General features: G+C 68.6%; 20 protein-coding genes. 5 read left to right on the top strand and 15 right to left on the bottom strand.

Annotation, left to right across the window (positions count from 1 at the left end; translation table 11 throughout):
* Window positions 1–2431: leucine--tRNA ligase (gene leuS, locus VFQ05_07120; GenBank protein HET9326523.1), on the top strand; the 2431-nt coding region annotated here is incomplete at its 5' end.
* On the opposite strand, the gene VFQ05_07115 is transcribed toward leuS, so the two are convergent.
* The 3 genes from VFQ05_07115 to VFQ05_07105 all read right to left on the bottom strand — a co-directional run bounded on the left by VFQ05_07115 (window position 2428) and on the right by VFQ05_07105 (window position 4404).
* Window positions 2428–3030: a hypothetical protein gene (locus VFQ05_07115; protein ID HET9326522.1), complete on the bottom strand. Its 603-nt coding sequence runs from the start codon at window positions 3028–3030 to the stop codon at window positions 2428–2430. The two genes, leuS and VFQ05_07115, sit on opposite strands and share 4 nt — an antisense overlap.
* Before the next feature lie 185 nt (window positions 3031–3215).
* A complete protein-coding gene (locus VFQ05_07110) occupies window positions 3216–3821 on the bottom strand; it encodes a hypothetical protein (protein ID HET9326521.1) in 606 nt (201 codons plus the stop codon).
* Window positions 3822–3948: 127 nt separating this feature from the next.
* Window positions 3949–4404, bottom strand: coding sequence for a DinB family protein (locus VFQ05_07105; GenBank protein HET9326520.1), 456 nt, complete (start codon window positions 4402–4404; stop codon window positions 3949–3951).
* A gap of 104 nt (window positions 4405–4508) precedes the next feature.
* Here VFQ05_07105 and VFQ05_07100 point away from each other — a divergent pair, with 104 nt between their 5' ends.
* Complete coding sequence (locus VFQ05_07100; protein HET9326519.1) at window positions 4509–5873, top strand: NAD-dependent succinate-semialdehyde dehydrogenase; 1365 nt, start codon at window positions 4509–4511, stop codon at window positions 5871–5873.
* Between the two features lie 17 nt (window positions 5874–5890).
* On the opposite strand, the gene VFQ05_07095 is transcribed toward VFQ05_07100, so the two are convergent.
* From VFQ05_07095 to uvrC, 8 genes are all read right to left on the bottom strand, one after another.
* Complete coding sequence (locus VFQ05_07095; GenBank protein HET9326518.1) at window positions 5891–7981, bottom strand: glycoside hydrolase family 57 protein; 2091 nt, start codon at window positions 7979–7981, stop codon at window positions 5891–5893.
* 51 nt (window positions 7982–8032) lie between these two features.
* Complete coding sequence (locus tag VFQ05_07090; GenBank protein ID HET9326517.1) at window positions 8033–8647, bottom strand: tetratricopeptide repeat protein; 615 nt, start codon at window positions 8645–8647, stop codon at window positions 8033–8035.
* 165 nt (window positions 8648–8812) lie between these two features.
* Window positions 8813–9946 (bottom strand): hypothetical protein, encoded by a 1134-nt coding sequence (locus VFQ05_07085; protein HET9326516.1) that lies wholly within the window; start codon window positions 9944–9946, stop codon window positions 8813–8815.
* Window positions 9943–11910: an SNF2-related protein gene (locus VFQ05_07080; GenBank protein ID HET9326515.1), complete on the bottom strand. Its 1968-nt coding sequence runs from the start codon at window positions 11908–11910 to the stop codon at window positions 9943–9945. The genes VFQ05_07085 and VFQ05_07080 overlap by 4 nt, the downstream gene beginning before the upstream one ends.
* On the bottom strand, window positions 11901–13307 hold the full coding sequence (locus VFQ05_07075) for an MBL fold metallo-hydrolase (GenBank protein ID HET9326514.1): 1407 nt from the start codon (window positions 13305–13307) through the stop codon (window positions 11901–11903). The genes VFQ05_07080 and VFQ05_07075 overlap by 10 nt, the downstream gene beginning before the upstream one ends.
* On the bottom strand, window positions 13307–13930 hold the full coding sequence (locus VFQ05_07070) for a hypothetical protein (protein ID HET9326513.1): 624 nt from the start codon (window positions 13928–13930) through the stop codon (window positions 13307–13309). Before VFQ05_07070 ends, VFQ05_07075 begins: the two co-directional genes overlap by 1 nt.
* Window positions 13931–13958: 28 nt before the next feature.
* Window positions 13959–14885, bottom strand: a complete 927-nt coding sequence (locus VFQ05_07065; GenBank protein ID HET9326512.1) for a site-specific tyrosine recombinase — start codon at window positions 14883–14885, stop codon at window positions 13959–13961.
* The gene (gene uvrC, locus VFQ05_07060) at window positions 14882–16747 is read right to left on the bottom strand and encodes an excinuclease ABC subunit UvrC (protein HET9326511.1); all 1866 of its coding nucleotides are present in this window, start codon (window positions 16745–16747) and stop codon (window positions 14882–14884) included. The genes VFQ05_07065 and uvrC overlap by 4 nt, the downstream gene beginning before the upstream one ends.
* 198 nt (window positions 16748–16945) lie before the next feature.
* Here uvrC and rpsT point away from each other — a divergent pair, with 198 nt between their 5' ends.
* From rpsT to VFQ05_07045, 3 genes are all read left to right on the top strand, one after another.
* Window positions 16946–17203 (top strand): 30S ribosomal protein S20, encoded by a 258-nt coding sequence (gene rpsT, locus VFQ05_07055; protein ID HET9326510.1) that lies wholly within the window; start codon window positions 16946–16948, stop codon window positions 17201–17203.
* A gap of 124 nt (window positions 17204–17327) precedes the next feature.
* On the top strand, window positions 17328–17642 hold the full coding sequence (locus VFQ05_07050) for a hypothetical protein (protein HET9326509.1): 315 nt from the start codon (window positions 17328–17330) through the stop codon (window positions 17640–17642).
* Entirely contained in the window at window positions 17618–18859 is a 1242-nt protein-coding gene (locus tag VFQ05_07045) for a hypothetical protein (GenBank protein HET9326508.1), read from the top strand. Before VFQ05_07050 ends, VFQ05_07045 begins: the two co-directional genes overlap by 25 nt.
* 176 nt (window positions 18860–19035) lie before the next feature.
* Here VFQ05_07045 and VFQ05_07040 read toward each other — a convergent pair whose 3' ends face one another.
* Genes VFQ05_07040 through dapA form a run of 4 tightly spaced genes read right to left on the bottom strand, consistent with a single transcriptional unit; the run spans window position 19036 to window position 26127 of the window.
* Complete coding sequence (locus VFQ05_07040; protein HET9326507.1) at window positions 19036–21540, bottom strand: hypothetical protein; 2505 nt, start codon at window positions 21538–21540, stop codon at window positions 19036–19038.
* 56 nt (window positions 21541–21596) lie between these two features.
* Complete coding sequence (locus VFQ05_07035; protein ID HET9326506.1) at window positions 21597–24443, bottom strand: hypothetical protein; 2847 nt, start codon at window positions 24441–24443, stop codon at window positions 21597–21599.
* Between the two features lie 2 nt (window positions 24444–24445).
* On the bottom strand, window positions 24446–25240 hold the full coding sequence (gene dapB, locus VFQ05_07030) for a 4-hydroxy-tetrahydrodipicolinate reductase (GenBank protein HET9326505.1): 795 nt from the start codon (window positions 25238–25240) through the stop codon (window positions 24446–24448).
* On the bottom strand, window positions 25237–26127 hold the full coding sequence (gene dapA, locus VFQ05_07025; protein ID HET9326504.1) for a 4-hydroxy-tetrahydrodipicolinate synthase: 891 nt from the start codon (window positions 26125–26127) through the stop codon (window positions 25237–25239). Before dapA ends, dapB begins: the two co-directional genes overlap by 4 nt.
* Window positions 26128–26135: the final 8 nt, after the last annotated feature.

Here is a 26135-nt window from a genome sequence, read left to right as displayed (position 1 = left end):
TCCATTCGCAGACGTCGAGCCCAAGTGGCAGGCCTACTGGGAGGAGCGAGGGACGTTCGTCACCCGCACCGATCCCGGCAAGCCCAAGTTCTACTGCCTCGACATGTTCCCGTATCCCTCGGGCTCGGGACTGCATGTCGGCCACCTCGAGGGCTACACCGCCACCGACATCGTGTCGCGCTACAAGCGCATGCGCGGGATGAACGTGCTCCACCCCATGGGATGGGACGCCTTCGGGCTGCCGGCCGAGCAGTACGCCGTGAAGACCGGCATCCATCCCGCGATCACCACCGCCGAGAACATCGCCACGTTCCGGCGCCAGATGAAGCGCGTCGGGCTCTCGTACGACTGGAGCCGGGAGGTCGACACCACCGATCCGGCGTACTACCGCTGGACTCAGTGGATCTTTCTCAAGCTGTTCGAGCGCGGCCTCGCTTACGTGGCCGAAGTGCCGGTCAACTGGTGCCCCGCGCTCGGCACCGTGCTTGCCAACGAGGAGATCGTCGACGGACTGAGCGAGGTGGGCGGCTTCCCCGTGGTGCGCCGGCCGATGCGGCAATGGGTGCTGAAGATCACCGCCTACGCCGACCGGCTGCTGAAGGACCTCGACACGCTCGACTGGCCGTCGAGCACCGTGGAGATGCAGCGCAACTGGATCGGCCGTTCGGTGGGCGCCGAAGTGGAGTTCCCGCTCGCCGGCGTGAACGCGAGCCTGCGCATCTTCACCACGCGGCCCGACACGCTGTTCGGCGCGACCTACATGGTGCTGGCGCCAGAGCACCCGCTGGTCGACGCGCTGACCACGCCCGAGCACCGGGAGCAGGCCGATGCCTATCGCGAGGCCACCACGCGGAAGAGCGACCTCGCGCGACAGGAAGAGAAAGAGAAGACCGGCGTGTTCATCGGAGGTCACGCCATCAATCCAGTGAACGGGGAGAAGCTGCCGATCTGGATCGCCGACTACGTGCTCATGACCTACGGCACCGGCGCGATCATGGCCGTGCCGGGCCACGACGCTCGGGACTGGGCGTTCGCGAAAACCTTCGGACTGCCAATCCGTGAAGTGGTGGCGGGGGGGAACGTCGACGAAGGCCCTTACATCGACTGGGAGCAGGGGCGCGCGGTCAACTCCACCACCCCGGATCGGTCGTTCTCGATCGACGGGCTGAAGGCGCAGGAGGCGATCGACAAGATCACCGCGTGGCTGGAGAGCCAGGGCAAGGGAAAGAAGGCGATCCACTACAAGCTGCGAGACTGGCTGTTCTCACGCCAGCGCTACTGGGGCGAGCCGTTCCCGATCATCTGGGTCGACGGCGAGCCGCGCGCCATCCCCGAGGATCAGCTTCCGCTCACGCTGCCGGAGAGCCCCGACTTCTCGCCAACCGGCACCGAGGACAATCCTCGCGGCCCACTCGGACGGCTGACCGAATGGGTGACGACGACGGATCCAGCGTCGGGGAAAGCCGCGATCCGCGAGACCAACGTCATGCCCCAGTGGGCGGGCTCGTGCTGGTACTACCTGCGCTACCTGGATCCGAAGAACGACCGCGCGCTGGTGGATCCAGAGGCGGAGCGGCGGTGGATGCCGGTCGACCTCTATATCGGCGGCGGCGAGCACGCGGTGCTTCATCTCCTGTACGCGCGCTTCTGGCACAAGGTGCTGTTCGACATCGGCGTGGTGAGCACGCCCGAGCCCTTCATGAAGCTGCTCCATCAGGGCACGGTGCTGGGAGAGGACAACCAGAAGATGTCGAAATCGCGCGGCAACGTGGTCAACCCCGACGTGATGATCGATCTCTACGGGGCCGACGCCATGCGTCTGTACGAGATGTTCATGGGACCGCTCGAGGCCACCAAGCCGTGGAGCACGAAAGGCGTCGAGGGCGTGTCCCGCTTCCTGGACCGGGTGTGGCGGCTGGTGACCGACGAGGAAGGACGCACCACGGTGACGGACGACAAACCTTCGCCCGAGTCGATGCGCGTGCTGCATCAAACCATCCAGAAGGTGACCGAGGACCTGGACGGCTTGCGCTTCAACACCGCGATCGCGCAGATGATGGTGTTCACCAACGAGGTCACGCCGCTGGCGCGAAGGCCCCGTGCGCTGATCGAGCCGTTCGTGCTGATCCTGTCGCCGTTCGCCCCGCATCTGGCGGAGGAGCTATGGCGGCGGCTGGGCCACGGCGAGAGCCTGGCCTACGAGCCCTGGCCGGCGTTCGATCCGTCGCTGACGCGCACCGAGACGGTCACGGTCGCCGTCCAGGTGAACGGGAAGCTGCGCGCCACGGTGGAGCTGCCCCGCGGCGCTGATCAGGCGACGGCACAGGCGGCGGCGCTATCGGACGAGCGAGTGCGCCGGCACATCGATGGGCAGGCGCTGCGCAAGGCGATCTACGTACCCGACAAGCTGATCAATCTGGTGCTCGGCTAGCCATCGAGCTCGGCCCACCAGATCCTGCGCCAGCTGATCCGGTCCGGCTTCACGTTGTACGCGAGCAGCACGAAACCGCCAACGTGTCCGTCCTCCGCATAGGCGAAGACGTAGGGCCGGTCCAGCAGGATGATGCGGTCCCGAGAGAACCTCATCCGGCCACCCAACGCGGACTTGAACGGGATCAGGTCGAGCCGGGTCATCAGCGAGTCGCGGATCTGTCGCCCGGGATCGCGAAGTCCAGCCTCTCGCAAGGCGGCCAGATCGCCTTCGCTCAGTAGATTGCCGCGCCCCTCGTGAACTTCCTGGAGCTGACCCTGGAGCCGCCGGGCGCGCATGCTGGCCGTCGTCGCGACCCATTGCCAGTAGACCGAGTCCCGGCCCTGGGGCCCCGCGGGCGGTGGCGGGGCTTCGACCAAGGTTGCCAGCGAGTCCATCACCGACCCGGTCCATGACCGGGTGGCCTGGACCTGTCGCTCGGCCATTTGCAGCCTGACAAACAAGAACCCACTGAGCACGGTCGTGACCAGGGCCAGAATCAGCGTCGGCGAGACCGGACGCGATGGTTTTCTTCCGCTCGATGCTTTCCATGCATTCATTGAGGCCTCCGCGCCGGGAAGGTAACCCAGCCTCCAAATCGCGCGGGGCCGGGACGGGAGGGGACAGTAGGAGCCTCGGGGCTCGGTTCAGAAACCCGCACGGTTCGTGGTCCGAATCAGATGCAGGTTTACATAATGTAGATTATGCGACGTAGACGGAAGCGGCCGAGAGGGGCCAGCTTGGCCTAGTACGAGATCTCGAGCCTCGCCACGCCGGTCTCCGGCACGTCCACCGAGCGGCGGATCTCGGGCAGGTCGGGATGCCAGACCTTGACCGCGTACGTGCCTGCCGGCAGCTCGGGCAGCTCGAACGTGCCGGTGTCGTCGGGACGCGTGAACGCGTGGTTCGGAAGCACCAGGATGAATCCGGCCATGTTGGCGTGGATATCGCAGTACACCTGCACCAGGCCGGCCTTCCGGAACACCAGGCGCCGGGACTGGCCGCGCGGGTACTTGCCCAGGTCGAACCGCTTCACCGGCGACACGCTGAAGACGTTGTGGAAGATCGGATCCAGATTCGGAAACTCCACCGTCGCGCCAGCCGCCACGGCCAGGACTCTGGGCAGGAATGCCTGGCCTTTCTGCGCCATCTGCGGCGCCGGCTTGGAACCTCGCGCCAGCGCGGAATCGACCGAGGCGGGCACGCGCTCGATCAGGACCACGGCGTCCTCGGGCTCGCCGCGAACGGTCGGGGTCGCCTGGGCCAGCGACGCGGCGCGGCCCGGATAGGCATTCGCGCTCACGATCGTGGCTTTGGAAGCTTCCGGGATCCGCACCACACCGCGGATCACGCCTGCCCCGGCACTCGAAGCAGCGGCCGTAAGTATCAGGGCTGCAATCGTCAGCGCCCGTGTCATCGTCGGGTCCTTTCCCGGAATGCGGCCCGGCCTGGAACGCACCCTAGGTCTCGTCCCGATCTCAGCTTTTCTTGAGCACCGCGATTTGGCCCGCGTGATAGAGGTCGTGCTGGATGGCGCCGTGGAGCTGGATGTAGCGCGTGGATGCGTCCTTGTACGGAGGCTCGTCCAGCTGCTCCTCGCTCAGGCTGCCGAGTGCTACGACCAGATCCGCGTGGGCGGCCTCGAGCCGCTGCCGAGCCGCGGCCCACTCACCGGCGCCCTGACCGGCCGGCGGCCAGTCTTCGTCGTCGGGAATGTTGCCCACGACCTCGCCGCGCACGCGGCGCGCGACCACCGATTTCCAGGTCGCCATGTGCTGCGTGATCTCCCAGATGCTGTGTGCGCCTGCGATCGGCCGAGCCGACGCCTGCGCGGCCGTGATTCCGTCGAGCAACTCGAGCACGGCCGGGCCATGCCACGAGGGACCCTTGAAGGATCGCTCGAACTGGTCTCGAATCCTCTCCAGCTCTTTCATCCTCTCCCCTCCTTTGGACGTGACGCGCCAGTCTAGCCGAGATGTTGCAATGACGGCGCGCTCGGTCCGCCGTTCGCGGACCACGTATACTCCGTGGCTCATCCATCCCCATGAACGCCGTCAATCCAGCCACCGGTCAGGTGCTTCGCGAGTACACCGAGCACGACGCCGCCGAGGTCGAGCGCCGTCTGGCGCTGGCGGCCCGTGCGTTCACGGCGTGGCGCAGCACCGGATTCGCGGAGCGTGCCGGGCGCCTTCGCGCCGCGGCGGCAATCCTGCGCCGCGATCGCGACGATCTCGCGCGCCTGATGACCGAGGAGATGGGCAAGCCGATCGCCCAGGCCGAGGCCGAGGTCGAGAAGTGCGCGATCGCCTGCCACCACTTCGCCGACCACGGTCCCGCCGATCTCGAGCCGGAAGTGGTCGCGACCGACGCATCGATGAGCCTGGTGCGTTTCGATCCGCTCGGGCCTCTGCTCGCCGTCATGCCTTGGAACTTCCCGTTATGGCAGGTCTTCCGCGCCGCGGTCCCGGCGCTGATGGCGGGTAACGTGATGCTGCTCAAGCACGCGTCCAACGTACCGGGATGCGCGATCGCCGCCGAGCGCGTGTTCGACGAAGCGGGCTTCCCGGAGGGGGTCTTCACGACGCTGCTGATCGGCGCGTCTCGCGCCGAAGCCCTGGTCGACCACGAGGCGATCCGCGCGGTCACCCTGACCGGCAGCGAGGCGGCGGGAACCAGCCTCGCGGCACGCGCCGGCAAAGCGCTCAAGAAATGCGTGCTCGAGCTCGGCGGCTCCGACCCTTTCCTCGTGCTGGCCGACGCCGACCTGGACCAGGTCGCGGCCGAGGCAGTCACCGCGCGGCTCGTCAACAACGGCGAGAGCTGCATCGCGGCCAAGCGCTTCATCGTCGAGGACCCGCTTGGCGAGCGCTTCGAGTGGCTGCTCGGCCAGCGCATGGCCCGGCTGCGGCTCGGCGATCCGATGGATCGATCCACCGAGCTCGGCCCTCTCGCGCGCGCCGATCTCGTCGACACGCTCGACCGGCAGGTGCGCGAGTCCGTGGCGCGAGGCGCGCGCATCGTGACCGGCGGCGCCCGTCCACCGCGTCCCGGCTCCTACTACGCCCCCACCGTGCTGGCTCACGTCACGCCCGGCATGCCGGCCTTCGACGAGGAGACGTTCGGTCCCGTGGCCGCGGTGATTCGCGCTCGCGACCGCGGGCACGCGCTCGAGCTCGCCAACCAGTCGCGCTATGGCCTGGGCGCCAGCATCTGGACCACCGACGATGCGGCGGGGCTGGCGCTGGCCGCCGATCTCGAAGCCGGCTCGGTGTTCGTGAACGGCGTGGTGCGGTCCGATCCGCGGCTCCCCTTCGGCGGCGTCAAGCGCTCGGGCTACGGCCGGGAGCTCTCCGCGTTCGGATTGCGCGAGTTCGTGAACGTCAAGACCGTCTGGGTGCGCTGAAGCGCGGGAACAAACCTTCAGGGGCTCCACACCGAAGCGTCGAACGACTCATCGGGGGCTTCGAGGCGCACCGCGTCGGAAGCCGGCGCGGTCTCGACTGGACGGCCTCCTTCGAGGATCTGGACGAAGAAACTGACGCGGTCGCCGGGCCGAATGCCGAGCGCCTCGATCGGGAGCGACAGCTCGAGCACGAGATCGAGACACGCAACCGCACCCGGGACCGCGGCCGGCGGGGCGCCGGAGACGGCCCGAAGGACCGAGTGCTCTCCCCTCGCCAGCGTGGAGATCTCGAACCGCGCCGTCACGGGCTCGAGCCACTCGATGCGCAGCGCTCGCTTCTCGCCCGGCGCGTGGACGAAGTCGGCGCGCAGATGAAAGCTCGAGAGGTCGAAGCCGTAGTAGAGATCGTGAAACCACCCGCTGCCGGCGTGCATGGCAGAGCCCGCTCCCGCGATCGCGCGATGTCCGGCATCGTGCCACTCGTAATAGTCGGTCTGACGGCCGTCGATCACTGGTGTGAGAAGAGCGCTGGGGATCTCCTCCTTCCCGGGTCTCGACACGGCCGCGATCGGCACCTCGAGGTCGGGTGGGACGGGGTCTCCGCAGGCTTCGTGGATGGCTCGAAGGTGCCCGCGAAATAGACTGTCGAACAAGGCCTTGTCGCTCGTGAAGTGATCGTCGCCCAGCCACCAGAACCAGTCCGAGCCCTCCGCCTTGAGCAATGACTCCCGCGCGATCTCCGGAGCCTGTGGATGCGCGGCCAGCCGCTCGCGGGCGCGGCCGAGCAGATCCCAGGCGCGATTCTTTTCCGGATGCCCGGCCCAGATGTGGAAGTCGGCATCGATCCACGATCCCGAATGGAGCCGTGAGAGTCCCGGCCACGAGCCGCCACGCGCCAGCACCTCGGCCGGCGTCGTGGTGCGGATGTCCTCCGCCGACGCCAGCGCGGCGTACAGCTTGTCGAGGAACGGGCCGCCGTCCTGCTCGTAACCCTCCCAGCAGTTTTCTCCGTCGAGCATGACCGATACGATCGGAACACGTTCGGCGTGTCGCCGGCCGATCCGGCGCAGGCGGTCGACGAAGTCGGCCACCGCGTCGCCGGCCTTCCACCGCTGGTACACGAAGCCGATCCGGTCCGACAGCTCGTGGTCGCGGAAGAAGATGTGGATCCGGCCCGCCTTCGTGTCGAGCCGCCAGGGACGGAAGTGAGCCTCGGGGACGCGCTCGTCGAGCGAGCGCTCGAGGACGCCCTGGTCGCTGGCCAGCCACTCGAGCCCGAGACCCGCGGCGAGCTCCGCGACTTCCGGACTCACGCTGCCCTCCGACGGCCACACGCCGCGTGGCGGCGCGCCAAACACCTTCGCGTGACGCGCGATCGCGCGCTCGAGCTGGAGGCGGGCGTCCTCGGGCGCGACGAATGGGCGGCGTGGAAGCGGGAGATCGGGCCGCGCGCGCGTCGCGGCCGACAAGTCCACCAGCAACGGCAGGATCGGATGATAGTAAGGCGACGTGGACAGCTCGATCTGGCCGCGAGCGTGGAGCTCGCGATGCACGGGAATCACGTCGCCGAGCAAGCGGTGGTGGAGCGCGAGCAGCCCGTCGCGGATCTCGAGACGCGGCGGGGAGCCGATGGCCGCCACCGCTTCGGGCACCGGGTGGAACAGCGGATCGAGCCACGCCAGCAAGAACCCGATCTCGAGCGCCAGGAGGTCGCTGTCCGGCAGCTCGGCGCCGCTCTCGGCTCGGGACGCGAGCGCCCCGAGCGCCGGCCATCGCGAGCGCGCGTGGGTCGGGCACTGGGCACAACGCCGCGCCACCGCCGCGCGCTCCTCGGCCGTCAGATCTCTCGGGTCGCGCGCCAGCAGCTCGAACAGCTCGTCCGGCTCGCCGCGCGCAGCGGCCTCGATCTGATCCACGAGCGAGGGAACGAAATTGAATGTCGCCTTCACCCGTGGGAAGGGCTCGAGGCGCCGCGCCATGTCCACGTAGTCCTTGGTGGCATGGAGCCGGACCCAGGGAAGCCGTGATCGTCCGGTGTGCGGATCGCGATAATCGGGCTGGTGCTGATGCCACAGGAGGATCAGCTCGACCCGAACGCCGCCGCTCATGTCGTTCCCGTCAGGGACGAGGGCCGCGTCGCCGGTGACGCGGCATGCCGCTCAGCGCGCCGTCGCCTTCAGCTCGCCCAGCGTGACCCGGGCCACCTGCGCGTAGTACGTGTCGCCGAACTCCGAGACCAGGCGCTCGAGGCGCTTGATCGCTTCCGCGGGCTGGTTGAGCCGTCGGTAGCACCGGGCGGCGCCGGCGAGCATCTCCCCCGAGGTGATGCGGTCGATGCGGCCCACCAGTGCGTCGTATTCCTTTGCCGCGTCCTGCGTCTGTCCATTGCTCTCGAGCGAGTACGCGAGGCTGCGGCGCGCGGCGTCGGCCAGCTCGCCGCTCTTGACCTTGCCGAGGTACTGGCGGTACTCGGTCACCGCGCTCTTGAAGTCGCCGATCCAGAACGAGGCGTCGCCCGCCACGCGGTGCGCATCGATGCCGCTCGGCGTCGACGGGTACTGCGTGTAGGTCTGCTTGGCCACCTGGAGCGAGCGGTTGTAGTCGCCCTGCCAGAACACGACGCTGGCCTCCGCCAGCTGACCCGCGGCCTGGTCCTCCTGGGTCTTTTGGGAGCGCAGGTAGAGGTAGCCGCCGCCCACGACCAACGCGATCACGGCCAGGGCGATCAGCAGGATCCGCTGATAGTCCTCCCACCAGCCGGAGACGCGATCCATCAGCTCCGCCCCTTCGGGCTCGAGCCGTCTCGCTTGTTGAGTCTCTAATGCCAAGCACTACCTCCGGTTACGGCTTCTGGACGAGGGATCGCTGCAGGTCGATCGGGAGGGCGGCGAGCGAGGACGGTAGACGGTCGATCCCGCCTCCGTCAAGCGCAGTCGTGATCAGCGCGGCCCGCAGGCGACGCAGGCGACCGTGCCGCGCACCCGCATGAGCAGATCGGCGGGTGTCCCGCACGTCGGACAGGCCGGAGCCGCCGGAAGCCCGCGCGCCACGTCCACCGGGCTCTTGAGGAGCAGATGCACGGCGCCGGCGCGCAGCTCCTGCTCGAGCTCGGCGACCGGCCATGCCCACTCTTCCAATCCCCAAACCCGCACCTCGGTCCGAAGCGCCCAGCGATGACGCACCTCCTGCGCGCGTCGCTCCCACTCCAGCTTGAGCGAGGTGGCATCGCCTTCCTGGATGTCGTGGCCGTTCTCCGAAGGCGTGCGGTGGCGGAGACGCTCCTCTTCTTCCTCGACACGCGCCGCGAAGAAAGCGGACAGCCGGCCGAGCTCATCGTCTCGCAGCTTGCCGACCGCCTTCTCCCACTCGCGCTCGCGTTCGGCCACGAGCCCCACCAGGTGCTCGCGCGCTCGCGCCGCCAGCGCCTCGCGAACTTCGGGCTCGAGCTCTTCGCCGATCTGATAGAGGCCGTCGCGCGCGCGCGCGTCCGGCAGTCCGTCGCCGCGATGCCACTCGATGAGGTCGCCCTGGGGCGAGACCAGGATGGTCCACGGCTCCTGAGCCGGCAGGCCTCCCCACAGCGTCACCACGGCGTGGAAGGCCAGGCGCCGCTCGTAGTGCACCGGCCCGAGCCGCGGCGGTCCCCATGTCAGGCCGCGCACTTTGCACACCGCGGCGAGCCCTTCTTCGGGAGCCCCCGGAACCTGGGGCAGCGCGGTGCGACGCGCGGCGATCGGCTCCTCGCGCGCGGCCTCGAGGATCTTGCGGCCGGCGCCGCTGCCCGGCGCCGTGAACCACGCGCCGCGAGGCAGCGTGGCGCGCAGCGGATCGAACACCAGCCGGACGCGATGCCGGCGCCAGCGCCGTTGGAGCGCCGGCGAGAGCGTCACCTCCCAGTCGCCGCGCGCCGCGTCGGCCACCTGGCATCCCGCCGATTCCAGCCAGCGTCCGACGAAGTCGCGCCATGGCCCCACCGCCGCCGTCACCTGGCGCGCGACGCCGTCCGCGGCGCCGTCGGCGCCGGGATCCGCCGCGGGCTTGCGGCGCGCGATCAGGGCCGGAGCACGGGTCACGACTCTTCCTTCACGGTGGACGGAAACAAGAGGTCCTGGCGCTCCTTGTATTCCTGGTACTGGCGCCGTGCGTAGAGCAGGTGCTGGGCAAGCTCCGCGAAGCGGCGTTTGCGGACACGCGGATCCTTGGATTCGATCCAGCGGCGGAACACCTCGTCCTCGAACGAGCCGTGCGGCTGCCAGGTGCCGAGGATCTCCTCGATCTCGCCGACCACCAGCTCGAACATCCGGATCTTCTTGTCGAGGATCTCGAGCACGTAGGACTCGATGGTCCCGCGCGCCACCAGATTGATGACCCGCACGGGATGCTCCTGGCCCAGCCGGTGGACGCGCCCGATGCGCTGCTCGACCCGCATCGGGTTCCACGGCAGGTCGTAGTTGATCACCACCTGGCAGAACTGGAGATTGCGGCCTTCGCCGCCGGCCTCGGTGCTGACCAGCACCGGCAGCGAGGCGCGGAAGTGGTCCAGCGCCTCCTCCTTCTCGCGCCAGCCGAGCTCGCCGTGGAACACCGCCGGCTCGATGCCGGCTTCCCGGAGCGCCTGGACGATCGAGTCCTGCGTCGAGCGGAACTGGGTGAAGACGATGGCTTTCTGGCCCTGGAGCGACTGGATGCGGCGCAGCAGCGAACGCACCTTGCTCTGCCGGATACCCAGCTCGCCGGCGCGCGTGGCGAGCGCCCGCAGCCGCCGCGCATCGAGCCCGTCGGGATTGCGGCCGAGCTTTTCGAGCGTCGAGGCGGCAGCGGCCCACGAGGAGCCCATCTCCTTCTGCAGGACCACCAGCGTGAAGTAGTGACGACGTCCGGGAGCGCCTTCGTCGGCGCGCACCGCTTCGTAGATGAAGTCGCTCACCTCGCGATAGAGCTTCCGCTCGGCCGCGTTCTGTGAAACCCACAAGGTCTCGACGCGGCGCGGCGCGAACACGATGTCGGTGTCCGAGCGGCGGGTGCGAATCATCACGCTCTTCAGCAGCGTCCGCAGTTTGGGGGTGTTGCGCGGCGTGCGCTTGTCGTGGCCGGAGAGGAAGTTCCGGCGGAACTGCGAGAACGTGCCGACGGTGCCGGGACGCACCAGGGTCGCGAGGTTGTAGAGCTCACGCAGGTCGTTCTGGACCGGGGTGGCGGTCACCAGCATGAGGTAGCGCGGGTTGAGATCGTTGATGAACTTCCAGCCCAGGGTGAGGTGGTTTCGCAGGCGGTGCGCCTCGTCGACGATCACGATGTCGTAGTTGGCGCCTCGCACGCGGCGGCGATGGCGCTCGTGGCGCGCGGTCTCCAGCGAAGAGATCACGAGCGGGTGGCGGCCCCACTGGCCTGCCGGTCCGCGCGAAACCACGAAGTCGAGCTCGAACTTCTCCCACAGCTCGGCGCGCCACTGCTCGCACAGCGACGCCGGCACCAGGACGAGCGCCGTCCGGACCGCGCCGCGCAGCAGGTACTCCTTGAGCACGATGCCGGCTTCGATGGTCTTCCCGAGCCCCACCTCGTCGGCCAGGATCGCCCGGCCGTTGAGCTCGCTCATCACCTTGAGGCAAGCGCGGATCTGGTGCGGGAAGCGCTCCACGCCTCGGAGCGAGTCGAGCGACACCAGCCGCTCGGGCTCGGCCCAGCCGGCCCAGCTCTCGGCCTGCACGCGCAAGTCGAAGTGGGTCGACGGCGCGATCCTGCCTTCGCGCCACATCGTCATCAGCGCTTCGCCCTGCGGGTGCCACACCCTCGGGGTGGCGCTCGCCGGCGGGCTCGGATCCTCGGTACTCGTCGTCCGGGCCAGGGCCTTCGGCAGCGCATCGCCGTCGACGATCTCCCACTCGCGGGTCGCCGACAGGCGGCGCAGCTGTCCGCCGAACACCACCTCGAGCACCTCCCGGCCGCGATCGGTATGGACCTCCACCACCAGTCCTTCGCCGAACTGGGGATGGCGGAGACGCTGCCCCACCTGGTACCGGGACTGGGTCAGTTCCACAGCTCGAACTCCTCTCCGCGCTCGGGAATGGCGACGTCGGCCCCGGTCCGCTCGCGCAGGAGACTCCTGAGCGGTTCGGCGGCTTCGAGCTCGCCGTGGACCAGGAAGATGCGGCGCGGCGTGGGCTGCAGGCGCGTGACCCACGAGACCAGCTCGTTCTGGTCGGCATGGGCGCTGAAGCCCTGCAACGAGACCACTTCGGCGCGCACTTGCACCGGCTCGCCGAAGACGTTGACCTTCGGCGCTCCGTCGACCAGCCGGCGACCGAGCGTGCCCTCCGCCTGGAAGCCGACGAAGAGCACGGTGTTCCGCGCGTCGCCCAGCCCGTGCTGGAGGTGATGGAGGATGCGTCCGCCTTCGCACATCCCCGACGCCGACACGATGATGCAGGGCGAGCGGTGGTCGTTGAGGCTCTTGGACTCGTCCACGGTGGCGATGTAGCGCAGCCGCTCGAAGCCGAACGGCGCGCCTTCGTCGCGCTCGAACGCGCGGCGCGTCTCGCCGTCGAACAGCTCCGGGTGCCGCGTGAACACCTCGGTCGCCTGCCGGGCCATCGGGCTGTCCACGAAGATCGGAAGATCGGGAATGCGCCGGTCGCTCATGAGCCGGTGGAGCGTTGCCACGACTTCCTGCGTTCGGCCGACCGCGAACGCGGGCAACATCACCCTTCCGCCGCGCTGCACGGTGCGCTCGACCGTTTCGGCCAGAGCCTTCTCGCAGTCCTTGCGCTCGGGATGCAGTCGGTTCCCGTACGTGCTCTCGAGCACCAGCACGTCCACCCCGGGATGGGTCTCAGGATCCTTGAGGATCGGCATCCGCGCGCGCCCCAGGTCGCCGCTCATGCCGACCCGGAAGCGAGCGCCGTTCCTCTGGAAATCGAACGTGGTCAGCGCGGAGCCCAGGATGTGTCCGGCGTCGTAGTACTGCACCCGCACGCCCTCCAGCAGTTCCCAGGGCTGGTGGTATGCATGGACGTCCATGCGGGTCATGGTCTGCTCGACGTCGCTCGCCGTGTAGAGCGGCGGACGCACAGGCTTGTTGGGGTGATGGCGCTTGATGTGCGCGACGTCGCGCTCCTGGAGGAACGCGCTGTCGGCCAGCATGAAGCCGCACAGATCGGCGGTGGCCGGCGTGACATGGATGCGGCCGGCGTAGCCCTGCGCGCCGAGCGTCGGGAGGTTGCCGCTGTGATCGAGGTGCGCGTGCGACAGCACCACCGAGTCGAGATCCGCGGGCGTGAACGCGAACGTGCGGTTCACGCGATCGGCTTCTTCCCGGTGGCCCTGGTAGAGACCGCAGTCGAAGAGCCAGGTGCGCTCGCCGAAGCGCATGAGGTGGCGGGACCCGGTCACGGTGCGGGCCGCCCCCTGGAACGCGATGGAGAGCGTGCCGGGCATCAGTAGCTGGCGTAGAAGATCAGGCCGAGCGCCGCCTGAACGTTGTGGTTGGCCTGTCCATCGCGGAACACGGCGTAGTAGCGGGCGGACAGATCCCAGGCCCATGACTTGAAGAAGAAGCGCTCGAGCCCGGCCCCCGCGCTGACGAACAGCCCGTCTCCGGAATTCTCGCCCGAGAGCTCGGTCTCCCCCGTGTTCATCTCGGCGCGCATCTGGGCCAGGCCGGCGCCGAGCATCAGCAACTTGGTGGCCTTCGTCCGGGTCCCGAAGAACTGGTAGAACTCGACTCCCGAGAGGATGGTGGAGAGCTCGGTCGGCGCCGCCGTGCTATCCACCCCCACCACATAAGGTGGCGAATCCACGCGAACGTCCAGCTTCTGGCTCTCGAACGAGAGGCCGATGCCTCGCTCGTAGCGCATGCGATAGCGCAGCCTGAAGTTCAACGCAGGCCCTGCGCCGAATGTCGTGCCGATGTTCCCGGTCTCGAGGAACGTTCCATAGCCCCCGCCGATCGAGAGCCCGATCTGCCCCGGCTTGGGAAGCACGATGGAGCTGGCAGGCCGAGCCGGCGTCGCCCAGAGGGCGACGACCAGCACGACGACCGTGGCGCAAACGCGACTCATTCTTGGCTCCTTCGAAGTCCGGCGCGATTCACGGCCGGGGATGAAAGGTGCGATGCACTTCGCGCAGATAGCCCCGGTCGAGATGGGTGTAGATGGCGGTGGTCGTGATCGAGGCGTGCCCGAGCAGCTCCTGGACGACGCGCAGATCGGCGCCGCCCGCGAGCAGGTGCGTCGCGAACGAGTGCCGCAGCGCATGCGGGTGCACGCGGGATGCGATGCCGGCGGCGCGGGCGTGCCGGCGCAGGATCTTCCAGAAGCCCATGCGGCTCAGCGGGCCGCCGCGCGCGTTGACGAACACCACGTCGTGACGCGAGCGCGCGCACAGGATGGGACGCGCGCGATCCAGATAGTGATCGAGCGCCCGCTTCGCCGACCGTCCGAACGGCACGGCGCGCTCCTTGTCCCCCTTGCCCGCGACCGAGACCGCTCGGTCGCGGAGGTCGAGGCGGTCGCGCGAGAGCCCGATCAGCTCGGAGACGCGCAGCCCGCTCCCGTAAGCCAGCTCGAACAAGGCTCGGTCGCGCAACGCAAGCGGAGCGTCGCCTTCGGGCTGGGCCAGGAGCCGCTCGACGTCCTCGACGGCCAGCGCGTGTGGCAGCTTGCGCTCGCGACGCGCCGGAGGCAGATCTGCGGCCGGATCCGGGCCATGATCCCGATGCCTGCCTCGATGGGCGTGGAAGCCGCGCAATGCCGCCCGCCGCCGCGCCACCGTCGCGGTCGCGAGCCCGCGGCGCGCCAGGCTCGCGAGGTAGCCGTCGATCACCGTCGGCGTCGCAGCGTCCCAGGCCTCGAGCCCCTGACGGACGATGAAGCGCGCGTAGTCGGCGAGATCGCGTCCATAGGCATCCACGGTGCGCGGGGACAACCGGCGGCCGGTGCGCAGCTCGTCGAGGAAGGCCTCGACCGGGCCCTCGAGCGCGGCGGTGAGCGGAGCGGGCTTGAGCGCGGGGCTCATGCCGCCCCCTCGCGGGAGCCACCCTCGTGGGTGGCGCCGGGATCCGGACCGGCCGATTCACCCGCCACGTAGGCTTGCACGCGCTCCGCGACCGACATCGGCACGCCCGCGGCGCTGGCGAGCTGATCCGCGCTCGCTCTGCGAATCGCGGCCACCGAGCCGAACGCCTTGAGCAACGCGGCGCGCCGTGTGGGTCCGACGCCGGGGATCCCGTCGAGCACGCTGCCGATGCGCGAGCGCTTCCGCAGGCGACGGTGGTAGTCGAGCCCGAAACGGTGCGCTTCGTCTCGCACTCGCTGGAGCAGATGCAGTGCGATGCTGCGGCGCGGCAGACGCAACGGCGGAGCGCCCTCGCGGAACACGGTCTCTTCGCGCTTGGCGAGCCCCACCAGCGCCACCGGCCGCGTGGCGGCACGATCGAGCGCCGCGCGCGCCGCGCCGACCTGCCCCACGCCGCCATCCACCATCACGAGATCGGGGCGTGGGAGCTCGCTGGACTCGACGCGCGTCCAGTACCGCTCGACCGCCTCGCGGATCATGGCGAAATCGTCGGGGCCGAGCTGCCGCATGCGCATGCGCCGGTAGAGCGCCTTCTGCGCTCGGCCGTTCTCGCTGGCCACGACCGCGGCCACGGCGCCTTCCGCCCCGAGATTGGAGACGTCGAAGCACACCATCCGGTACGGCGGCGTCTCGAGACGCAGCGCGCGCTGGAGCTCGAGCACCTCGGGCACGAAGCGGGCCTTGCGGCCTGCGGCCCTCGCCTCGAGATCCTCGAGCGCCAGCGCGGCATTGCGCTCCGCCGACGCCACCAGTCGCCGCTCGCGGCCGCGCCCCGCCGCCGCGATCTGAACCGCGTGCTCAGCACGCCGCGTCAGCGCCGCCTCGAGCACCGCGGCGTCGTCGGGCAGCGAGCCCACCACCACGCGCCGCGGCAGCATCTCCTGCGCCAGGTAGTGCTGGGAGATGAAGGTCGACAGGAGCTCGTTCTCGCCGGCATCGGCGGTGCGCTCCAGCACGCGCGACTCCTTCCCTTCCACGCGGCCTCCGCGCACGCGCAGGGTCACGACGGCTGCACGGCGGCCATGGCGCGCGATGCCCAGCACGTCGGCTTCGCCGCGCCGCGCCACCACTTTCTGCGGCGAGCGGATGCGCTCGAGCAGTCGAATCTGGTCGCGGCGACGGGCGGCGATCTCGTAACGGCGCCGGTCCGAGGCTTCGCTCATCTCGCCCTGGAGCCGTCCCAACAGCTCCTGGTCCCGCCCGGTCAGGAACAGCAGCAGCCCGTCGACCAGCGCGCGGTACTCCTCGGGCGTCGCGCGCGAGCGGCTGGTGCACGGACCGACGCAGCGACGGATGTGGAAGTAGAGGCAAGGCCGATCGGCGCGCCGGTAATCCTCGAAGTTTTGGCACGTGCGCACGGGAAACGCGCGGCGCACCTCGCGCAGGGTGCGGCGCAGCAGCTTGACGTCCGTGAAAGGACCGAGGTACCGAGCGCCGTCGTAGCGCACCTGCCGTGTGATCGACAGTCTCGGAACCTCTTCCTGGACGCTCACTTTCACGTAGGGAAAGCTCTTGTCGTCCTTGAGGCGGATGTTGTACCGCGGGCGGTGCTGGCGAATCAGGGTCGATTCCAGCAGCACGGCCTCGACCTCGGAGTCGGTGAGGATCACGTCGAGGTCTTCCGCCTCGCGCATCATCTCGTCGTGGTAGAGGCGGCTTTCTTCGGGGTTCAAGTAGCTTCGAACCCGGCTCGAGAGGCGCAGAGCCTTGCCTACGTAGAGCACGGCCCCCCGTCCGTCCTTGAACAGGTAAACCCCTGGGGCGGCGGGCAAATTGAGGATCTTCTCGCTCAGAACGCTCATGGGAGCCTCAGGACACCCCGCCTACAGTAGGCGAACCATCACAGTAAACCCCGGGCTCGTCCGGCATCAACGGCGAATGTGCGCGGGCCTCGAGGGCGAGTGCGCCCGGCGCGGCCTCGGGCGAGCTCCAACCTTGACAGGGCTGCGTGTCGTCCCTATCTTCGTTCGGCTCGAATCGCTTCGTGTTCCGGAGGACCTATGCCGCATCACAAATCCGCGGCCAAGCGGGTGATCACCAACGAGGGTCGACGCCGCCGCAACATCGCTTATCGGAGCCGCATGCGCAGCGCGTTGAAGTCGATTCGCGCCGCGACCAATCGCGCCGACGCCGAGACGGCCTATCGCGCCGCCACGTCCATCCTCGATCGCACGGCGGCCAAAGGCATCATCAAGAAGGAGACCGCGAACCGCCACAAGGCGCGCCTCGCTCGTTTTGCTTCGAAGTTCACCTCATGACACGCCGCGCCGGTCGACGCGGGCGACAGCCCTAGCACTCGCGATCGGCCTTCTGGCCCAACCGCTCGAGGCCGCCTGCGCATGGGCGCAGGCGGCCTCTCCGTTTCCAGTCGTCGCCGTTCAGATGCCCAAGAAGCAGAGCCACTTCGGCGCCTACCTGGCGCTGGCCTCGGGCGTCGGCCTGGTGGCCACGTCCTTCGTGCTCCGCGACCGCGCCAACAGCACGTACGATGAGTACCTGGTGGCGACCGATCCAGAGCAGATCACCGAGCTCTACGACCGGACCGTGCTCTACGATCGTGTCTCGAGCGCCAGCCTGATCACGGGTGAGCTGCTGATCGTCGGCGGACTCTATCTGCGTTTCCTGAGACCGCAGCCGACGGCACGGGTCTCCCTGTTGCTCGGCCCCGACCGATGCGCTCTCGCCTACTCCTTCTAGCGCTGCTGCTGGCCGGGTGCAGCCAGCGCGAGCACACGAATCCACTCGATCCCGACAATCCGAACACCGGCGGAGGTCCCGCCGGCTTCATGGCCATCGCCGGCGACGGTCGCGTCGATCTGAGCTGGTCCCCGGTCACCGGCACGAGCGGGATCCTGGGTTTCCACCTCTACCGTCAGACGGGATCGAACCCTTATCAACTGATCAGCGGGCTCCTGCCGCCCGCGTCGGCGGGCTACGCGGACCTCGGCACGCTGAACGGTCTCGAGCATCGGTATCGTCTCTACCTGGTGAACGAGGAGGGCGTGGACCGCCAGCCTCCCGCGTCCGACGTGGCGACACCCGGCCGCGCGCGCGGCTGGGTCGTGGATAACAAACGTCAAGCGCTCTACCGCATCACGCCCGATGGCCGCCGCGTGGTCAGAACGTTTGGCGGCTTCAGCGGTCCGGTCGCGGTGGCCGTCGATTCGGTCACCGGCTTCGTCTGGGTATCCGATCGACTCGCCGGCCGCGTCGCGATCCTGAATCCCGCGACCGGCGTCACGATCAACGTTCCCGGCCTGGGTTATCCCTCGACTCTCACGGTCGACCCGCTCCAGGGGATGGCATGGGTGTGCGACGAGCCGGGCAGGCTGTGGTCGTTCGATCCCTTCGGCCGGCCGATCGGCGGCGCGATCGAGCCGCTCCAGTTCCCGATCGGAGTGGCCGTCGACGTCTTCGACCGCTCGGTGGTGGTGTGCGAGCGCGACGGCAACCGGCTGCGCCGCTACGCTCCGGATCACAGTCCGCTCGCGGAGATCACGGTGAACCGGCCCAGCCGGGTCGCGATCGACAGCGTCACGAGGCGGGCGTGGGTGACTTCGTTTCAGTCACGCACGGTCACTCGAGTGCCTCCCTCCTTCACGTTCATCGAGGCCACCCTCCAGGGTTTCCAGGGTCCGGTCGGAGTCGCGGTCGACGCGCATCGTGGACGCATCTGGGTCGCCGATGCCATCGCGGATCAGCTGGTGGCGCTGGATCGCAGCGGCACCGTCCAGTTCCGCGTCTCGGGCCTCAACTCGGTGAGCGACGTGGCGGTCGATCAGGGCACCGGCCAGGTGTGGGCGGTCCTGGAGGAGGAAGGACAGGTCGTGCGCATCTCGAGCACGGGAACCATCATGAGCCGCCTCTCGGCCTTCGCGCAGCCGCTCGGCGTCGCCGTCGATCCAGGGCGCTAATCTAGCGCACCCGAGCGACACCCCCGCGGCCAGCCGCAGGCATGTCTCGGGCACGCGTCGGCTCCGCATCCTGCTCCGCCTCGCTCGGTCCTCGACGCCTCCACCATCCATGGCTACGGCGTCTGTGGGTCCCTTCGACATGCCTGCGGCTGGCCGCGGGGGTGTCGCTCTCGCAGCTACCGGACCACGACAGCCTTCACGCTGACCGACTCTCCGGCCTGGACGAACCGCACCAGGTAGAGACCAGGATCGAGCCGCGTCTGTCGTCCCAGGTCGAGGACGCCGCGAGTGCCATACTCCTCGCCGAGATCCACGCCCATCACGCGGCGGCCGCCTACGTCGAGCACGTCGAGCCGAGCGGGCGCAAGATGCGGACGACTGAACGCGATCCGGAACACGCCATGGCTCGGGTTCGGCGCCACACGCTCGAGGGCGAGCGCCGCCGCCGAAGCGCCCGGCGCATCGATCGACTGCTGGCCGACGCGGACCTCGCCTTCGCTGGAGCGCACCGCGAGCTCGTAGTGGTAGCGAAATCCGGGATCGAGGTCGACGTCGAGATAGCTCATCACACCCTGGGGATCAGGGTCGATATCGGCCAGCGCCCGAGCGCTTCCACCCGACACGCGTCGCCACACCGTGCCGGTCACGGGAATCGGCGGCGCCTGCCAGCGCAGGACCACGCCGCCCGATGAAGGCTCGCTGGCCAGAGGCGCGATGTCGCGCGCCGCTTCAGCCGTCGGCCAGAAGGCGGCGTACACATCGGGATTCGCGTCCCGGCCATCCGCCCACGCCGGCACGATGCCATCCTGGCCGGCGAGCAGGCCGATGTAGTCCCCCATGTTGGGCGACTGATTGCTGAAGACTCCAGACCACAGCGTGGGGTAGTCGGTGACGAGTCCGACCGGGACCCAGTGGTCGCCACCGTCGTCGGAGCGCGACAGGCGGATGTGCGAGGCGGCGCCGCAACCGGAGGGATCGCCCTCCCGGAAGTCGTACCACGCCACGTAAGGCGTTCCGTTGGTGCCTACCGCCAGTTCCGGAAGCCAGTCGTCGAATCCCGCCGGCGCGTCTCCCGCGAGCGCGGGCGTGCTCCACGTGATTCCATCGTCCGAGTGGGCGACGAAGATGTCGCGCTGGTCTCGCCCGCGCTCGGAGCCGCGCTCGGCCCATCCCGACGCCAGGCGATAGACGCCGGTCGAATCATCGTGCGGCGCGATCGAGACGTAATAATCGCCCGGAGTCGTCACCGTGAAGAGCACGATCCGCTGGCGGACGTTGAGCGACGTGCTGTACGCGAGCCGGGTGCTTCCGTCCCCGCACCACAGCCGGAGCGCCACGTCGAGATGTGCATCCAGCGAGTCGACGTAGAGCACCACGGTGCGTCCCGCCTCGCCGTGGAAGCGGAACCAGTCGACGTCATGCGCCGGACTGATCGTGCCGCGCAGCACGTCGCCGACGGTGAACGGCGTGGCGTCGCGGTGCCGGTTGTTGGGCTCGGCTTCTTCCTGCACCCCGCCGGCCGCGGCCAGGCGGTCGTCGTAGAAATTGAGGGATTCTTCCCAACCGACGTGGATTCGACCGCGATGCGGTCCGGCGCTGCGATCGACGGCGATCGACGGGAATCCCAGGCCGAACCCGCGGTCGAACCCCGGCGGACCGCTGCAGAAGTTCGTGTAGAGCCGCGCGACCGTGGCGGTCTCCGAAAACGTGCGCCCGCCGTCCCAGGAGCTGCGGATCCGCATGGCGTCCTCGCCTCCGGCGGCGGCGGTGGTGTCGATCGTCTTCCACACCACGTGCAGCTCGCCCAAGGGACCCACCGCCGGGCGCGATCCCTGGACCAGGCCTTCCTCGCTTTCCGGCGAGAGCCTCGCCACGGAGCTCCAGGTCAGTCCTCCATCCTCGGAGCGCTGGAACTCGATCCGGTCGGTGGACTTTCCGTCGCGACGGTAGAAGGTGGTGTAGCTGAGATAGAGGTTTCCGGTGAGCGAGTCCGCCACCATCCACGGCTTGTCAGGGAACGAGTCCCGGACGGCCCGGGCCACCCGTGGCGCCTCCCACTGAAAACCGCTCTCACCGAAGCGTCCACGCGCCACGGCCACGCCGCTGGAGGCGCCCGTCGCGATCACCAGCCCCGCGACGTAGAAATCGCCTCGTCGCGCGTCCACCGCCACCACGGGGTCGGAGACCCACACCAGCACCTGGCCGCCCACCGGTAACGGCCCGCCCTCGCGCCACACCTGTCCGCCATCCGTGGAGGTGGCGAAGCTGATGGCATTGAACTGGTTCTGATGGGACCCCGCGTCGTTCCACGCCGCCACCATGGCGGCCCGCGTTCCCGCCACCGAAACCTCGGATTGCGTGGTGAAGGGCTGCGCCGACGTGGTGATCAATCGATTCGCCGGCTGCTCCGCGGTTCGAGAGCGCAGGCCCACCGCAGGACCGTACGTGCCCTGGGCGCCGAGGGCCTCCTGATGGTCACGAGGAGGACGGCTGCGCTGACCTTTGAGCTTCCGGGCGCGCCGCTGGCTCGCCAGCGCGCGCATCGCTTCGATCTTTCGCCCGGCGCCGCCGAGGGTCATCTCCTGCTGGATGGCCTTGAGCGTCCGGACCTGCTGGTCGATCTCGGCGTCGCGCGAGAAAGCCGCCGGCGACCAGGCCAGTCCCAGGACGAGGAAGATCACCGAGGCGCGGAGGCACTGGCCCTTTAGCCCGAATGCCTCCACCCTGCCGACCGCTGCTAGAAGTTGTAGCCGATCAGGAAGGTGGTCCGCGGCCGGTGCGAGAACGTCTGGAAGTCGGGGGTGACCCAGGTGAAGTTCCATCGGATGACCGGATAATACCCTCCGCCGATGAAAGCTCCCGCGCCGACCGCTCCGCGCCGATCGACGAAGTTCCCGTCGATCGCCATGGCGTAGTCCGCGAAGAGCGCGGTGCTGATGGTCGGGAACTGCCATGCCCGAGGCAGGGCGAAGGTCAGGCCGCGCACCACCGGGAGCCGGAATTCCTGCTGGACGAGCAGCGTCTTGGTGCCGGAAATCGTGCGACGATCGTAGCCTCGCAGGGAGACCAGCCCGCCCAGGTAGTAGCGCTGGGCATCATTGCCGAAGCTCGCCTGACCCTGGACACGAGTCGCGGAGACCAGGACCGGCAGCGGTCGCTCGTAGTGGCGGGCCTCCACCACCATGCTGGCGAAGTCTCCGGCGCCCGAAGTCATGTCCCGGGTGAACCCGCCCGAGATGAGGAAGCGCGTGCCGGTGCTCGGCCCGAGCATCGACCAACCGCTGTTATCGTGCACCAGGGACAGATAGTGAGAGATGAGATCGACGTCCTTCGATGTGCCGTTGCGGAGACGGTGGTCGCTCGCGTGGCGTACCAGCATCGATCCCTCCAGCCGGGTGAAACGGTTGAAGGGATACATCGCCAGGCCGAGCACGCCCACGCGGCGCTCGCGCCGCACCAGGTCGAGCTCGGGATCGTACATCTGGGTGAGGCGGAACAGTCCGACGCCGTAGTTCAGGCGCCGGCTCTGGTTGATGTAGGTCACGCCGCCTTCGAAGCCATCCCAGAAGCTGGTTCCGAAGCGCTCGGAGTCGTTGGACAGATAGAGGTGGATCTTTTCGTTGCCGAGCACGTCGCTGATCGCGATCTGCCCTCCGCCACCCGCGCCGAGCGCGGGATCGACGGCGAACGCGTTCTGCACCAGGTCGAGGCTGAGGCGGCGTTCGTACTCGTGCTTGGGTCCGTTGTAGACGCCGCTCTCCTTGGGCGTGCCGAGCCCGCCGGCGATCACCGCGTCGCTGACGAGCGAGGCCACGGGCCGCGCCTCCATGTCGGTCTCGGTCTCGACCTGCAGGGTCTCGGGATCGAAGTGGGTCAGGTAGCTCTGGAACTCCACGCGCTCCTGGCCGGTGTAGAGCAGGCCACGGCCTCCCGCCAGCCAGTCGGGGTCGTAGACGGGGCCCGCCATGCGGGTGACGCGGCGCGCTTCGAAGCTCGGCTCAGCCGGGCGCACGTAGAGGTCGCTGGTCCCGCCCCGAGTGGAGCGGAAGGCGAGCCACTTGCCATCCGGTGAATAGACCGGCTGCCGATCATCGCCATCCGGGGGCTGGCTGACCCGCTCCGGCACGCCTCCCGAAAGGGAGAGGCGATAGATCGCGTGGTGCTCGATGCCGCCGCGATCGGACGAGAACGCCACCCAGCGGCCATCGGGAGAAACGTCCGGCTCGACGTCGTCGAAGAAGTCCTGCGTCAGCCGCTCGAGCTTGACGCGGCCCTTGCTCCATGTCGCGCGATAGAGGTCCGAGCGGCCGGCATAGTCCTGCGCGGAGAACACGACCGATGTGTCTCCGGGGACGATGCTGGGATCGAGAATCGCCACCAGGTGCGGGAACTCCATCCGCTGAATCACGCGGCCCTTCCTGGAATCGACGAGGTAAAGGGCGTCACGTCCTCCGTGCTTCGCGGAAAGGGCGATGAGGCCGGACTTCGAGGCGTCCGGGCGATTCTGGAAGAGATGGAAGGACTCGTACGACGCCGATTGACCCGCGCGCAGCAGCCGCCGCTCCTTGCGCTCCCCCTTCTTCCCCGGCTCGCTGAGCATCAGCTCCACGCCGCTCTCGCGCGCCATGAAATAGCAGAAGCGAACGAGCGTGTCGTTGGGTGAGGCCGATGGCAGCACGCGCGGCCCGAGATTGTATGGACCGCGTTGTGTGAGACGCGTGCCCTGCTCGGTCGCGGTGCGCAGCGAAGCGACTTCCGGGTAGTAGCGACGCTTGATCCACTCGTGCCAGTCTCGATCGACGTTGACGAGCTTCTCGCCGTAAGTGAGCCGGAAGACGGTCTCGAAGTCGTCGGCGCGGTACCAGTTGTCCATCAGGTCGAAGACCTTGTCGGGACCGAAGCGCTCGCCGAGATAGAGCAGGAAGGACTGGCCTTCCTTGTACATGAGCACCGTGCCGGCGATCTCTTCGCTGCGGGTGAGCATCGGCGCGCGCCCGGTGAGGACCGCGTCGCGCAGCAGTCCCTCGGCGTCAGCGTCCCAGGTGGTGCCGCAGAATTCCGCCAGCCCCTCGATGAACCACAGCGGCGGCAGGTAACCGTGGCTGCGCTTGTTCTCGCGCATCACCCGCGCCAGCTTCTCGAGCATGTAGGCGTGCGCCAGCTCGTGGCGAGTGACCCACGCCAGGCGCGCCCACGATCCGTTGTGCGGAAGGAGCACGCGGCCCTTGATCAGCTCGGTGATCCCCCCCACCGACTCGGAGATCAGGCCGGGCGTGGCATTGGTCTGCTGGAAGAGATGATGGGTCGAGTAGAAGAGCACCGCGATCGGGCGCTTGAACTGGATGCGGAAGCGCCGATCGTATTCGACGCACACCGACTCGGCGTGCGCGGCGAGGTACCGCGCGAGACTCTCCTCCTCGGCGTAGAAATGAAGCCGCAGATGAGGCGTCTCGAGGACCGCCCAATCCAGGGGCTCGTACTGCACTTTGTTCTTGCCGAATGACTGGGCGGCGGCGGGGTAAGCGACCAGGGCAAGCAGGAAGGCGGAGGTCAGTGAAACCAGCGCCTGGCGCGCGTTTCTCATTACTACGTGAGCCGACCTCCTTCCGACCGTGCGGCTGCTCTCAAAACGTCCTCGAAAGTGTAGAGCCCTGGCTGAGCATGCGCCAGGAATTCCGCTGCGGTGAGGGCTCCGCGCGCGAATGCCACCCGGTCCTGGGCCACGTGACGGAGCTCGAGGGACTCTCCAGGTCCCGCGAGCATGACGGTGTGCTCTCCAACCCACGATCCCCCCCGAACCGCATGCACTCCGATTTCCTCGACCGGCCTCACGCCGACGTGTCCATCACGGCCATGACGCAAAGAGGAGGCCGGATAACCGCGCGCGCTCGCGGCGTCTCGAGCGAGCGTGAGCGCGGTCCCGGAGGGACTGTCCTGCTTGTTGCGATGATGCTTCTCCACGATCTCGATGTCCCAGGCCGGAATTGCGGAAAGCACGGCCTTCAAGGCCTGCCGAAGGGCCAGAATCCCCAGACTGAAGTTGGCGCTGCGCAAGATGGCGATCGAATCGGCGGCCGCTCGAAGCGCCTGCTCCTGAGGGCCCGAGAGCCCGGTGCCGCCCGAGACCAGTGCCGCGCCGCTTCGAGCGGCCGCCCGAGCGGCATCGACCGCGCCCTCGGGACCCGCGAATTCCACCACCACATCTCCTCGCGCCAGCACCTTCCCGGCATCGTCGACAAAGGGGAGCTTTCGATCCCAGTCCTTGGGGCATGGCGCCCGGTCGACGCCAGCTTTCACGTTGAACCCCGGATCGGCCATCGCGGTTTCAACGACCGCGCGGCCCATGCGGCCGGCGGCCCCGACCACCACGATCGGGATCACGTCCGGGATACCGCCGAGGCCACGGTCAGGCCAGCCGACTGGGCGGCGTCCAGGATGAGCTTCTGGGTGGCGGGCTCGACCGGCACGAGCGGCAGCCGCAGCTCGTTCTCGATCAAGCCCATCGCGGACAGGAGGTACTTGACCGGGCCGGGATTGGACTCCGCGAACAAGGCCTTGAAGAGCGGGAGCAATCGCCGATGGGAGGTCTCCGCCGCGTCCCGGCGCCCCGCCCGGGCGTGATCGCAGAGCTCCCGCATCCGCCTCGGCGCGGCGTTGCCGACCACCGAGACCACGCCTTCGGCCCCGACGGCGATCATGGGGAGCGTCAACGAATCGTCACCGGAGAGCAAGGTGAACGAGGTCCTGGCCTTGATCGCGCTCGCCTGATCGAGGCTGCCAGAGGCTTCCTTGACGGCGGCGATGTTCTGCACGCTCTCGAGCTTCTCGAAGACGTCGGGAAGCGTATTCGTGCCGGTTCGGCTCGGCACGTTGTAGAGCATCACCGGGAGCCGGGTGGCCTGGGCGACCGTCGTGAAGTGGGCGATCTGACCTTTCGCCGTGGGCTTGTTGTAGTAAGGCGTCACCAGCATCACGCCGTCGAGCCCGATCTCCTCCGCCATCTTGCTGAGGGTCACGCTCTCGGAGGTCGAATTGGTTCCGGCGCCGGCCAGGACGGGAATACGCTCCGCCACGCGCTCGCGCACGAAGCGCCACAAGGTGCGCCGCTCCTCGACGCTGCAGGTCGCCGCTTCGCCGGTGGAGCCCGAGACCACCAGGTTCTGCACTCCGCCTTCCAGCATGAACTCGATCAGCCGTGCTGCACCGTCGAGATCCACCTCGCCGCCCCGGAAGGGCGTCACCATGGCCACCGTCAGTCCTTCGAACATGATCGCCT

Source organism: Candidatus Eisenbacteria bacterium, from assembly GCA_035712145.1.
Classification (GTDB): domain Bacteria; phylum Eisenbacteria; class RBG-16-71-46; order RBG-16-71-46; family RBG-16-71-46; genus DASTBI01.
Note: the sequence above shows the minus strand (reverse complement) of the source record. Positions and strands in the feature narration are given on the sequence as shown.